Origin of the sequence: Variovorax sp. CAN15, from assembly GCF_030462475.1 — a bacterium.
Lineage (GTDB): Bacteria > Pseudomonadota > Gammaproteobacteria > Burkholderiales > Burkholderiaceae_C > Variovorax.
The window spans coordinates 22,519-35,617 of record NZ_JASMRZ010000001.1 but is presented as its reverse complement, the minus strand read 5'-3'; the positions used below and the strand labels follow the sequence as shown (position 1 = coordinate 35,617).

The following is a 13,099-nucleotide window of genomic DNA, read 5'->3' as shown; positions in this document are numbered from 1 at the left end:
CATGCTACGTTGTCGCGCGCCTGGTTCGCACGGGCAGGACTCGCGAAGCTTCGTAGGCGCGCGCCAGGCGCTGTCGGCGCACTCCTACCGAGCCCCCACGTTTTCTCCCACAGCGGTGGAAGTGGCGCCACTACGGGACGCGCACCGCCCGAACCATAACCTTTGGTCTCTTGCAAGTGCGTTAGCCGCCAGAGGGGCGAAATCCGGAGGGAAATCATGGAGTTTTCGACACTTTTCGATTCGTTCACCAGCACTTGGGGCGACGAGATTCTCGTGTGGGGCGTGGCCGCGGTCGCAGGCTGCATCTGCCTGATCGCATTGGTCAACGTGCTCGACATGTTCCTTGACAACGGCGAGGCGGGCTGAAAAGCGGGCCGTCTTGCTTCCACGAACCATCAGCGATGAAAGAACCGGGCAAGTCCACGATGTCACCCCAGAACAAGGCCGCCGCGGGCCGCCGCGCCAGCTCCGCGAAGGCCGGCGCCAGCGATGCCGCGAACCCCAAGCAGCAGCAGCTCGAAGGCTTCACCGTCGAGCACCCCACGACCCTCACCACCAACCAGGGCCTGCAGCTGCCGGACAACCACAACTCGCTGAAGGCGGGCGTGCGCGGGCCCACGCTGCTCGAAGACTTCATCCTGCGCGAGAAGATCACGCACTTCGACCACGAGCGCATTCCCGAGCGCGCCGTGCATGCGCGCGGTTCGGCCGCGCACGGCTTCTTCCAGGTCTACAAGTCGATGTCGCAGTTCACCTGCGCCGACTTCCTGCAGGACCCGGACGCGAAGACGCCGGTGTTCGTGCGCTTCTCCACCGTGGCCGGCTCGCGCGGCTCGGCCGACACCGTGCGCGACGTGCGCGGCTTCGCCGTCAAGTTCTATACCCGCGAGGGCAACTACGACCTGGTGGGCAACAACATCCCGGTGTTCTTCATCCAGGACGCGATCAAGTTCCCCGACCTCATCCACGCCGTCAAGCCCGAGCCGCACCACGAGATGCCGCAGGCCGCCAGCGCGCACGACACCTTCTGGGACTTCGCCTCGCTGATGCCCGAGACCACCCACATGCTGATGTGGGCCATGAGCGACCGCGCCATTCCGCGCAGCCTGCGCATGATGGAAGGCTTCGGCGTCCACACCTTCCGCTTCGTCAACAGCCGCGGCGAGAGCCACTTCGTGAAGTTCCACTGGAAGCCCAAGCTCGGCATCCACGGCCTCGCTTGGGACGAGGCGCAGAAGATCGCCGGCAAGGACCCCGACTTCCACCGCCGCGACCTGTGGGAAGCCATCGACAACGGCGACTTCCCCGAATGGGAACTCGGCGTGCAGATGATTCCGCAGGACAAGGAACACTCGCTGGGCTTCGACCTGCTCGACCCCACCAAGCTCATTCCCGAAGAGATGGTGCCCGTGCAGAAGATCGGCCGGCTGGTGCTCAACCGCAACCCCGACAACTTCTTCGCCGAGACCGAGCAGGTGGCCTTCCACCCGGGCCACGTGGTGCCCGGCATCGACTTCACCAACGACCCGCTGCTGCAGGGGCGCCTGTTCTCGTACACCGACACGCAGATATCCCGCCTGGGCGGCGCCAACTTCCACGAGCTGCCGATCAACAAGGCCGTGTGCCCCTTCCACAACTTCCAGCGCGACGGCATGCACCGCCAGACCATCGCGCGCGGCCAGGTCGCCTATGAACCCAACACGCTGGGCAGCGGCACCGAGTTCCGCGTGGACGGCGGCAGCCACGGCTTCCAGTCCTTCCCCGAGGAGATCGACCCGCCCAAGGTGCGGCGGCGCAGCGCCTCCTTCGACGACCACTTCACGCAGGCGCGCCTGTTCTTCGAGAGTCAGAGCGCGGCCGAGAAGGAGCACATCGTCGCGGCCTTCCGCTTCGAGCTCTCCAAGCTCGAGGTGCCGGCCATCCGCCAGCGCATGGTCGACAACCTCGCGCACGTGGACGAGAAGCTCGCGCGCCGCGTGGCCGAGCCGCTGGGCATCGGCGAGCCCGATGCCAAGGCGGCGGCGGGGCGGGCGGGCTTCCGCGACCACCGCATGTCGCTGCCCATCGACGAGTCGCCCGCGCTGAGCATGGCCGACACCGGGGACGGCTCCATCCGCACGCGAAAGATCGCGATCCTTGTGGCCGACGGCGTCGACTCGGCTTCGCTCAAGCCGATCCGCGACGCGCTCGAGCATGCGGGCGCGCAATGCAAGGTGGTGGGCCCGCGCCTGGGTACCGTCGCCAGCGCGTCCAGGCGCCAGATCGAGGTGGATGCGACCTTCGCCAACATGCCCTCGGTGATGTTCGACGCGGTGCTGGTGCCCGCCGGTGCGGACGGCGCAGCGGCGCTCGCGGGCATGGGCGACGCGGTGCACTTCGTGCTGGAGGCCTTCAAGCACTGCAAGGCGATCTGCACGGTGGGCGAGGGGGTGCTGCTGCTCTCCACGCTTGGCATCGACGAGCACACTGCGCCCCAGGACGCGCCTGCCGGCGTGGTGGTGGCAGAAACCCCGGTCACCAACCTGGGCGACAGCACGGCCGCCTCCGGGATCGCACAGCGCTTCGCCGCCGCCATCGCGAAGCACCGGCACTGGGACCGTCCGAACGTCGACGCCGTGCCGGCCTGAGCGGCGATCGGCCTCGTCGTCGCCGGCTAGCCGCTGCCTGCGGCCTGTTGCCGCGGCGGCCATTCGATCCGCTCGGAAGGCATCGCCGGCGGCCGGCTCCTCCATTCCTTCAGGCACGACTTCGAGCAGCACGGCCACCAGCCGAGCGGCCCGCATTCCGCGGCCTGGCCGCATCCCGCCAGGCACAGGCTCGATCTGCGGCGCGGAGTGTTGGCGCTTGTGGGGCTATCGGTTGGAGGCATCCGGACCTTGAGCGCGCTGCCAATAGGTATCTGCGAACGTGCTGCCTTCGATGACCGGCATGAGTTCGCCCTTCTCGAAGTAGCGCCGGCTGCCGGGCGCCAGCGCCAGGGCGATGCCGCCGAGGTATCGCCGCCCCGTCTGCGTCCGCATCGAGGCAGCGGCGCTCTTTCCGGGCAGTGCGCGGGCGTCGATGGGGTTGCTCGCGTCCAGCAGCTCAAGCTCGAAAGCATGGACCTGGCCGAGCGCTTCGCGTCCGGACTGGCGGTGGAACTTCAGCGCATCGCCCAGCGGGGTCGAGATTTCGACGCGCCGCTTCATGCGCATGCGCGGGCGCGTTCGTTCAAGCGCCCGACGATGGTTTGACATGGAACTCCCTGATGCGGCCCGCTGTTCACGCGCGGGCTCTGTGGCGTGCATTATGTAAGTCGATGTGTCCGCGCCGAGGCGGCCCCCGCAGGCTTTGCGGGCTGCCGTGACCGAATGCGCACGGCTGGTCCTTCGACCGCCTGTTAGTTCTTTAGCCCTAGACCGTATTGCGAATAGGCGCGCTGGGAGGCCGCTCCTAGACTTTCTCTCCGAGGCCTGAACGGCGCGCACTCCCGCGACGTCGATGGTCCGCCACGGCGGACCCCAAGGGCCAGACGCGGGGGTCCAATGGCGTGGTTTTCGAGATGGGGAAGGGGGCGCCCTGCACGTCGTCGTGCTGGCATCGCAGGTGCGCTCGGTCTGGCCGGCATTCTTCTGATGGGCCATGGCCTCATGGCCTCGGCGCAGCCGGCGACGAGCGCCGAGGCCGCCGCCAGCAGGATGGAGCAGGCCCGCCTGGACGACACCGACACCCTGCTGGCGCTGACCAGCGAAGGCGCGGTGCTCTACGGGCAGGACTCGGTCAAGCTCTCCGGCTACCAATACTGCAGCCAGGCCGTGGCGCTGGCCGAAGCCGGCGAGTTCCGCCAGAGCGTGCGCGCCGCGAGCAAGGCGCTGCACCTGGCCAACGCCACCAACGATCCGAACCTGATGGCCATGGCCAACCGCGACCTGGCCATCGTCTACAGCTACTCGGGCCAGCTGGAGAAGGCCGAGGAGTTTGCCCGCGAGGCGCTCAGGCACCCGGCGCGCGATCCCAAGCTGGTGGTCGGCCCGGTGCAGAAGGTGATCGGCGACGTGCGATCGCGCCGCGGCGACTATGCCGGTGCGGTGCTCAGCTATGACGAGGCGCTGGCCAACAGCTCGCAGCGCTATGCGCCGCTGGTGCAGGCATCGCTGGTCAATGCGCTGATCGAATCTGGCGATCCGGCGCGGGCGCGCGAGGTGCTCGGAACCATGGGGCCACCGAAGGACGCACCGCTCACCGCGCAGCTCGACCGCACCCGCGCCCGGCTGCTGCTGGCCGAGAACAAGCCCGCCGAGGCGCGCGATGCGTATCGCGCGCTCACCGCGCGCCAGGTGGGCGCCGACACCGAGTACTACCGCCTCTGGGCCTGGGACGGCGTGGCGCGCAGCGAGCTCGCGCTGGGCCAGAAGCAGGCGGCGGCCGAGGCCGTGGGCCGCGCGCTGGGCGACGTGGACAAGGTGCGCGCCCGGTTCCGCAGCGAGGAATTCAAGATGGGCCTGTTCTCGGACCTGCAGACGGTGTTCGAGCGCGGCGTGTCCATCTACAGCGACGCGGGCGACGCGCGCCAGGCCTTCGAGGTGAGCGAGCACAGCCGCGCGCGCGCACTGCTCGACGCGGTGCGCGGCCGCGCGAAGGTCAACGAGCAGGCCACCAGCACGGTCGATCTCGCCACGCTGCAGCGCATGCTGGCAGCGGACGAGCGCGTGGTGCAGTTCCATTCGCTGCCCGACCGCCTCGTGGTGTGGGTGGTGAGCCCCGACAGCATCGTGGAGAAGACGGTGGCGGTGAAGCGCGACGACCTCAACGAGCTGGTCGAAACTTTCCGCAATTCCATCGTGCGCGGCCGGCGCGCCGCCATCACCAACGCCGACAAGCTGGGCGCCGCGCTGCTCGGGCCGCTGGGGCTCGCGCCGGGTCAGCGGCTCATCGTGGTGCCGCACGGGCCGCTGCACTACCTGCCGTTCCAGGCGCTGCGGCTGGACGGGCGCTACATCATCGAGACGCATCCGGTCGCCGTGGCGCCCTCGATGAGCATCGCGGTGCAGCTCGCGCAGCGCACGCCGCGCGTGAACGCATCGCTCACCGCCTTCGGCAATCCGCGCATCGAGGACAAGTACGACCTGCCCGGCGCCGAGACCGAGGTGAAGCAGCTCGCGCGGCTCTTCCCGCGCAACGCGGTCTACATGGGCGCGGCCGCCACCAAGACCCAGTTCCGCGAGGTGGCCGCGAGATCGCCGCTGATGCACGTGGCGGCGCACGCCGAGGCCGATGCGGTCGATCCGCTGTACTCGCGCATCCTGCTGGCCAACGAGGGCGGCAAGCAGAACTTCCTGGAGGCGCACGAGATCCTCGGGCTGCCGATGGACGGCACCGCGCTGGTCACGCTCTCGGCCTGCGAGTCGGGCCTCGGGCGCATCGCGCAGGGCGACGAGGTGCTGGGCTTCACGCGCTCGTTCCTGTCGGCCGGCAGCTCCAGCCTGATCGCATCGCTGTGGCCGGTGTCGGACGATGCCACCGCCGTGCTCATGAGCACGCTCTACGGCGAGCTGTCGAAGGGCCGCGACATCCAGAAGGCCATGCAGGCCGGGCAGCTCGCGGTGCTGAAGGATCCAAAGATGTCCCATCCCTTCTTCTGGGCGCCGTTCAACCTGATCGGCAACTGGCGTCTCACGGTGGGCAACTGACATGAAAACCTGCCAACGCCCCACGCCGATCGCCTTCGCGGTCACGGCCCTGGTCAGCGCGACCTTGCTCGTTGCGGCCCAGCGCACGCATGCCGCCGAAGCGGACGGCTACGCCACCCAGCTGCTGCCGACCAAGGACCCCTGCGGCAGCTGCGACCGCCCCATCGCGCAGGCACCCACGGGTGCCGTCGCCCCGCAGAGCCTGCCCGCGCCGCCGCGCAACACGGGCGGCGCCACCGGCGCGAGCTTCAGGCTCAACGACCTGCGCCTGAATGGCGTGAAGGCGCTGAGCAACGAGGAGCTGCAGGCCATCACCAGCCCCTACATCGGCCGCGAGGTCACGCTCGGCGATCTGGAAGAACTCGCCAAGGCCATCACCGCGCGCTACAAGGAGCGCGGCTACTTTCTCGCGCAGGCTGTGGTGCCGGTGCAGACGGTGCGCGACGGCATCGTCGAGATCAGCGTGATCGAAGGGCGCCTGGGCAAGGTCGACGTGACGGTCGCGCCCGATGCGCCGATCGCCGAATCGCGCGTGCGCGGCTTCCTCGCGCCGCTGCAGCCCGGCGCGGCGGTGAGCGCGCCGGACTACGAGCGCGCGATGCTGCTGCTTTCGGACCAGCCGGGCATCAAGGTGTCTTCGGGCCTGCAGGAAGGCATGCAGCCAGGCACCACCGATCTCTCGGTCGAAGTGACCGCCGCGCCGCGCTGGGCATTCACGGCCGAGGGCGACAACCATGGCACGAAGGAATCGGGCCGCTACCGCGTGGGCGGCACCGCGCGCTGGCTCAGCCCCTTCGGCATCGGCGACAACCTCGACATGCGGCTGATGGTGTCCAACAGCAACGCGCTGCAGTTCGGCCGCATCGCCTACGAGGCGCCCATCGGCACCAGCGGGCTGCGCGCGGGCGTGGGCCTCTCGCGCGTGAGCTACGAGCTGGGTGGCCAGTTCGCCGACCTCGACGCGCGCGGCCGGGCCAACGTGCTCGACTTCTCGCTGAGCTACCCGGTGATCCGCCAGCGCCAGCAGAACCTGTTCCTGCGCCTGGGCGTGGACGTGAAGGACCTCACCGACGAGCTGCGCGCGGCCGACTTCAGTTCGAAGAAACGCGTCAACGGCCTGAGCCTGGGCTGGACCTGGGAGCGCCGCGACGAGCTGCTCGGCGGCGGCTACTGGGCCAGCTCCGGCACGCTGTACCACGGCAACCTGTCGATCCGCGACCCCGAGAGCCGCGACTTCGACCGCGGCGTCACCGGCCACAACACCGAGGGCGGCTTCACCAAGCTGAGCTTCCAGTTCTCGCGCCTGCAGGCCATCGTGCCGCGCCATTCGCTGTACCTGTCGATCGGCGGGCAGTGGGCCAGCAAGAACCTCGACGCGTCGGAGAAGCTCTCGCTCGGCGGCGCGCGCGCGGTGCGCGCCTACCCCTCGGGCGAACTGCTGGTGGACCAGGGCGTGATCGGCACCGTCGAATGGCGCTGGTCGCTCAACGAGGAGCTCACGCCCTTCCTGTTCTACGACGCCGCGCACGGAAAGATCGTGCGCAACCCGACGCCGTACGACGGCGTCAACAGCCACAGCCTGCGCGGCTACGGCGTGGGCCTGAGCTGGTCGCGCCCGGGAAATTTCTCGATCAATGCCACGCTGGCCTGGCGCGCCGGCACGCCGCCGGCGCAGACGGACGGCGGCGGGCGCAATCCGCGCCTCTTCGTGCAGCTCATCAAGGCGTTCTGAAATGGCACTCCCCAGGCTTCGCGCACTTCGTGTCGCTTCGCCAACCCCCTCTCCGGGGGCGACCCCTGCGGCCCGGCAGAGCCGGTTCCGCGGAGACCAGGTTCTCCCCCAGGCTGCGCGCACTTCGTGTCGCTTCGCCAACCCCCTCTCCGGGGGCGACCCCTGCGGCCCGGCAGAGCCGGTTCCGCGGTGTCCCGCGAATCGACTTTGCCGGTTTCAAGCATCGCGGGTCACGCGACAGCGTGATGGGACACTGAAATGAAGCAACGCAATCCATCTTCGCGCGCGCATTTGCGGAGCCCGCAACTGCGGCCCCTCGCGCTTTCGCTGATCTGCGCGGGCGCGGCGCCCGCCATGGCGCAGGTGCTGCCCACGGGCTTCACGCCGCTGGCCGGCAACGTCACGATGTCGCAGGCCGCGAACGTGATGACCATCAACCAGGGCTTGGCGCGGGGCATCGTCAATTGGACGAGCTTCTCCATCGGCCCGGGGGGCGTCGTGAACGTCGTGCAGCCGGGCGCCTCCAGCGTGCTGCTCAACCGCGTGACGGGCAACGAGCTCTCCACCATCGCGGGACAGCTCAACGCCAATGGGCGCATCGTGCTGGTCAATCCCAGCGGCGTGCTGTTCAGCCAGGGCTCCACGGTGAACGTGGGTGGGCTCATCGCGTCCACGCTGGCCATGACGACCAGCGACGCCGATTTTCTCAATCCGTCCACCACGCACTTCAGCTTCGAGCGCGCGGATGCCAGTACCGCCTCGGTGATCAACAACGGGCGCATCACCGCGACGGGGGGCGGTCCGGTGGTGCTGATGGGCGCCACTGTGGCCAATGCCCGCATCGGCAGCGACGACCCCGACAGCGGCCGCATCACGGCCAACGGCGGCACCGTCGCGCTGGCTTCGGGCCGCAAGATCACGCTCGACCTCGCGGGCGACGGCCTGACCAACATCGTGATCGCGACCGATGCCATGGCCACCCATGCCAACGTCAGCAACAGCGGAACGCTGCAGGCCGACGGTGGGCGCGTGGCGCTCATGGGCCGCTCGGCCACGGTCGGCGAGCTCGTGGTGAACCAGCGCGGCACGGTGCGCGCGCGCAGCGTGGGCACGCGCAACGGCGAGATATTCCTCGGCGGCGGCGAGGACAACGAGGTGCAGCTCACCGGCGGCACGCTCGACGCCACCGGTGCGGCCACGGGCGAACGCGGTGGCGACATCCGCGTGCTGGGCGGCAAGGTGACGGTGCAGGGGCTGGCCGATGGCACCCAGGGCGTGGCCGACGCCAGCGGTCAGGCCGGCGGCGGCTCGGTCACGGTGCAGGGCTACGACGTCGCGCTGTCGCCCAACGCGGTGCTGCGCGCCGACGGCACCGGCTCCGGTGCGGGCGGCACGATCAGCGTGGGCACGGCCACCGGCGCGGCCTTCGCGGGAGACGCCGCCAACCCGCTGCCCGAGCGCGAATCGCACGTGCAGGTCTTCGGCGAACTCGCCGCCCGGGGCGCCGGCAGCGCGGCAGGGGGCAGCATCAGCACGAGCGGCGACTTCGTGCGCATCAACCCGGCGCGCGTGGACGCGGGCGGCGGTGCGCAGGGCGGGGCCAACGGGAAATGGACGGTATCGACCGGCAACAACCTCACCGTGGACGCGGATGCCGACATGCCGGCCTACGACGGCGCCTATCCCTCACTGTCCTTCAGCGACGTGAGCGCGAGCGCCGTGGGCGCCACGCTCGGCCGGGGCACCGACGTCACGCTGTCGAGCAGCCGCACCGGCGACAGTGCCGGCGTCACCTTCGGCAATGGCGCGCAGGTGGTGAAGAACGAGGGCGGCGGCGCCACGCTGCGCGTCGACTCGGCCGGCGGCATTGCGATGAACAGCGACTCGGCCATCGATGCGCGCGTGGGTGCGCTCAACGTCGACTTCAACGCCGACGCGACCGGACTGGTGGCCAAGAACGCCGCGCAGGTCAACGTCGGCGGCGGCAACCCGAGCTTCGAGCTCGACTACGGCGCGTCGATCAACCTGAGCGGCGCGACCATCAACGCCAACGGCGGCAACATCCGTTTCTTCGGCCAGGGCGATGCCGCCAGCGGGCGTGCCATCGGCGGCTCCGTGTCGCACAGTGACGATTCGTGGCAGGACGGCATTTCGCTGAACAACAGCACGCTCACCACCACCGGAGGTGGACAGGTCTCGCTGCGCGGGCAGGGACGCACGCGGGTCGACTCGCAGGACAGCGACACCAACTTCGTCTACGTGGGCACCGGCGGCGTGTCGCTGCAGGACAGTGCCGTGCAGGGCGGCAGCGGTGGCGTCAGCATCGACGGACTGGCCTCGCTCGGCGGCGACGGTGTGCGCCTGGGCAACGGCACCAAGGTCTCGACACCGGGCAACGTCACGGTCACCGGACGAGGCGTGGACTGGACCGACAACACGCTGCCGGCCGGCTCCATCGACACCACCACGGCAGTGAACATCGACAGTTCGTCGATCGACGCCGGCGGCGACGTGCGCATCGAGGGCACGGGCGCGGACCTGCAGGCCCTGACCAAATACCTGGCTTTCGCCGCCAATGGCCGCACGGCCGGCGGCGGCAACGGCGTGGCGTTGTCGGGCAGCGTGAGCGCGGGCGATGGACGGCGCATCGACATCGTCGGCAAGGCCGGCAGCGCGGGCTTCACCGCCGCGCTGGACGGCGGCGGCGCGGTCGTCACCACGCCGACCGGCATCCCGGTCTACGGCGTAGCGGTGAGCGCCGATACCTCGCAGCCGAATCCGCTGCGCACCGCGGGCGGCACCATCGCGCTCGACGCCCAGGGCACCGACATCTCGCTGCGCATGAACACCTTCGGCTCCGGCCTCGGCGCCGCGCCCGACGGCGCGATGCTGTCGGTGGCCAGCGCCACCGGCCAGGGAGGGCACATCTCGCTGACCGGACGCAACGTGCTGGTGGAGGGCGCGCAGAACTTCGACGGCACGCTACTGCCCGCCAGTCTCGATGCCAGCGGTGCCACCGGAGGCGGCAGCATCGACATCGCTGCCTCCAACGTCATCGCGCTGGGCAGCAACAGCAGCCTCGACGCCAGCGCCGGCCCGGCGGGTGGCAGCGGCGGCACCATCAACGTGATCTCGGGCGACACGCTGCGCGCCTACGGCAGCATCTCGGCGCACGGCGCGAACGGAGGCAACGGCGGCATCGTCGAGACGTCGGCGCCGCACTTCGCCCTGGCGGGGCTGCGCGTGGACGCATCGGCGCAGGCAGGCACGGCGGGCCAGGCCGGCACCTGGACCATCGACCCCTACAACGTCACCATCGCCCACGGAACCGCCAGCGGCAGCCTGACCGGCGACCCCTTCGTGCCGCTCGCGAACTCCACGGTGCAGGACGGCGACATCAACGCGGCCCTCGACAAGGGAACCAGCGTGACGATCACCACCGGCACGGGTGGACTGGCGACGGACGGCAACATCGGCTTCGACACGCTCGCGGCCATCCAGCGCACGACCGGCGGAGCGCCGGTGACCTTCCAGCTCGATGCGGCGCACAACATCAACGGCTCCGGCAACAGCAATTCCATCCAGTCGACCGGCGGTGCGCTCGACGTCGTCTTCAACGCCGACGTGGGCGGGCAGGGCGGGGCGATCAGCTTCAACGGCGGCATCGCCACCAACGGCGGCAACGTCACCATGAACGCCGATGCCGGCGCGAGTTCCGGATCGGCGATTTCGCTCAACGGCACCAGCATCGACACGCGCACCGCGGCAGGCGATGGCGGACCTGGTGGCTTCGTGCAACTCAGCGGCACGCGAAGCCTGCCGCCCACGATCTTCAACACGGTGCCCACGGTCGACCTCACGGGCGTCACCATTCAGAGCAGCACCGGTGACGTGTCGATCTCGGGCATCGGCCAGCACGGCGACGGCGTGCGCATACAGAACGGCACGGCACCGAGCCAGATACTCACCACCAGCGGTGACATCTCCATCACCGGCATCGGTGCCAGCTACAACTACAGCCTGTCGCCGCTTTCGGTGCAAAGCGTGGACATCACCGGCGCGACGGTGATTCGCAGCGTCGACGGCAACATCGGCATCCGGGGGCTGGTGACGCCGGGACCACTGGATGCCCCCTCGGGCGGCGTGCTGGTGGGGGGCACGACGCTCGTTACCACCCTGGGGGCGGGCAGCATCGACATCGCGGGCGAATCCCAGGCCAACGGCACCGGCCTGACGGTCGCTGCCGGCGCGCGCGTGAGCGGAAACAACAACGTGGTGCTGCGCGCCAGCAACAACGGCGCCTCCGACGCGGTGGTGCTGACCGGCACCGTGCGCGCCGGCAATGTGCTCAACCTGCGCCCCGGCGGCGTCGACACCGCCGGCAACGCGGTCGACCGCACCGCCAATCCCATCACGCTGGGCGGCACCGCGGCCAACGGCTTTGCCGTATCGGCCGACGAGTTCTCGCGCTTCGACGCGCCCACCATCGTGGCCGGCAGCAACGCGCACGCCGGCAACATCGCCGTGGTGGGCCCGCTCACCGTGCCCGGCGCGCTGGCGCTGCAGAACACCGGCGGTGGCGGCGGCATCCAGCTCGGCGGCGCGCTCACGGCATCGACGCTGGGGCTGGTCTCGGCCGGCGACATCACGCAGACCGCGGCCGCGCCGATCACCGCGGGCACGCTGCTGGCGCGCTCCACCGGCGGCAGCGTGCTGCTCGACCAGGCGGCGAACAACGTCAGCGCCGACACCCTGGGCGGCGGCGCGGCCGGTGCCTTCCGCTATGTGGACGTCGACACCGTCAAGCTCGGCTCGGTCAGCGTCACCGGCTACGACGCGGCGGGCAATGCGCCGCAGATCGTGTCGGCCAGCTCGATGGCGGCCGACACCGTGTTCGTGCGCACGCTCAGCGGCGACCTGCTGCTGGGCACCAACGTGAGCAGCACCAACGGCACAGACCTCGTGGCGGCTTCGCGCTTCCAGAACACCGGCGGCTACACCATCGCCGGCGCGCCCTGGCGCGTGTGGGCAGACACCTGGGTGGGCGAGACGCGCGGCGGGCTCGCGGGATCGGGGCTGTATCCCAACCTGTACCACTGCGCGTACTCGGGTCTGTGCGCGGTGAGCATCCCGGCGGGCGCCAACCACTTCATCTATGCGCAGCAGCCGGTGGCCACGGTGCTTATCGGCAACGCGACCCGGCCTTTCGGTTTTCCGAACCCGCTGTTCAGCTACCTCGTCACGGGGCTGATCCTCGGCGACACGGGCGCGGGCTTCTCCGGCGCCTTGTTCTCGCCCGCACTGCTGGGGAGCCTGCCGGGCCTCTACCCGATCAACGGCACCTTCACTTCGGCCGAGGGCTACAGGGTCAACGTGGTGCCGGGCAACCTCCTCGTCGCCGGCGTGCCCGACCTGCCGCGCCCCGACGCGCTGCGCGACCTGCCCGCGACCTGGGTGTACGACCGCAACATCGGCCCGCCGCCGATCTGCTTCGCCACCGGCCCGCTCGACGGCGACCGCGCGTCGCAGGGCGGCGACGTGCTGGCGCGCGAATGGTCGCGCGTGCGCTCGCGGCCCAACCTCTCGAGCTGCGTCGACACCGAGAAGCGCAACGGCTGCGCCGATTTCTGAGGCGTGTAAACGCTCTTTCGAAGCGGCGTTAACGAACCGTTGCGCGACGAGCAAGGCCTCGTCATGC

6 protein-coding genes are annotated in these 13,099 nt (G+C 69.9%); 5 read left to right on the top strand and 1 reads right to left on the bottom strand.

What is annotated here, in order from left to right:
* Nucleotides 1-216 precede the first annotated feature (216 nt).
* Both QMO14_RS00110 and QMO14_RS00105 read left to right on the top strand, forming a co-directional pair.
* Complete coding sequence (locus QMO14_RS00110) at nucleotides 217-366, top strand: hypothetical protein (RefSeq protein WP_019655668.1); 150 nt, start codon at nucleotides 217-219, stop codon at nucleotides 364-366.
* Nucleotides 367-425: 59 nt separating this feature from the next.
* Complete coding sequence (locus QMO14_RS00105; protein ID WP_301503574.1) at nucleotides 426-2,627, top strand: catalase; 2,202 nt, start codon at nucleotides 426-428, stop codon at nucleotides 2,625-2,627.
* A 225-nt stretch (nucleotides 2,628-2,852) separates the two neighbouring features.
* Here the strand turns inward: QMO14_RS00105 and QMO14_RS00100 are convergent, their stop codons facing one another.
* Nucleotides 2,853-3,194: a hypothetical protein gene (locus QMO14_RS00100; protein ID WP_301503573.1), complete on the bottom strand. Its 342-nt coding sequence runs from the start codon at nucleotides 3,192-3,194 to the stop codon at nucleotides 2,853-2,855.
* 420 nt (nucleotides 3,195-3,614) lie between these two features.
* On the opposite strand from QMO14_RS00100, the gene QMO14_RS00095 reads away from it, so the two are divergent.
* The 3 genes from QMO14_RS00095 (at nucleotide 3,615) to QMO14_RS00085 (ending at nucleotide 13,032) form a co-directional block, all read left to right on the top strand.
* Nucleotides 3,615-5,669, top strand: a complete 2,055-nt coding sequence (locus QMO14_RS00095) for a CHAT domain-containing protein (protein WP_301503572.1) — start codon at nucleotides 3,615-3,617, stop codon at nucleotides 5,667-5,669.
* Between the two features lies 1 nt (nucleotide 5,670).
* The gene (locus tag QMO14_RS00090; protein WP_301503571.1) at nucleotides 5,671-7,401 is read left to right on the top strand and encodes a ShlB/FhaC/HecB family hemolysin secretion/activation protein; all 1,731 of its coding nucleotides are present in this window, start codon (nucleotides 5,671-5,673) and stop codon (nucleotides 7,399-7,401) included.
* A gap of 258 nt (nucleotides 7,402-7,659) precedes the next feature.
* Entirely contained in the window at nucleotides 7,660-13,032 is a 5,373-nt protein-coding gene (locus QMO14_RS00085) for a filamentous hemagglutinin N-terminal domain-containing protein (RefSeq protein ID WP_301503570.1), read from the top strand.
* Nucleotides 13,033-13,099 lie beyond the last annotated feature (67 nt).

Bases quoted from the DNA above. Each gene is read 5' to 3' on its own strand.
- QMO14_RS00110 (WP_019655668.1), top strand. From the start codon at position 217: ATGGAGTTTTCGACACTTTTCGATTCGTTCACCAGCACTTGGGGCGAC.
- QMO14_RS00105 (WP_301503574.1), top strand. From the start codon at position 426: ATGTCACCCCAGAACAAGGCCGCCGCGGGCCGCCGCGCCAGCTCCGCG.
- QMO14_RS00100 (WP_301503573.1), bottom strand. From the start codon at position 3,194: ATGCGCATGAAGCGGCGCGTCGAAATCTCGACCCCGCTGGGCGATGCG.
- QMO14_RS00095 (WP_301503572.1), top strand. From the start codon at position 3,615: ATGGGCCATGGCCTCATGGCCTCGGCGCAGCCGGCGACGAGCGCCGAG.
- QMO14_RS00090 (WP_301503571.1), top strand. From the start codon at position 5,671: ATGAAAACCTGCCAACGCCCCACGCCGATCGCCTTCGCGGTCACGGCC.
- QMO14_RS00085 (WP_301503570.1), top strand. From the start codon at position 7,660: ATGAAGCAACGCAATCCATCTTCGCGCGCGCATTTGCGGAGCCCGCAA.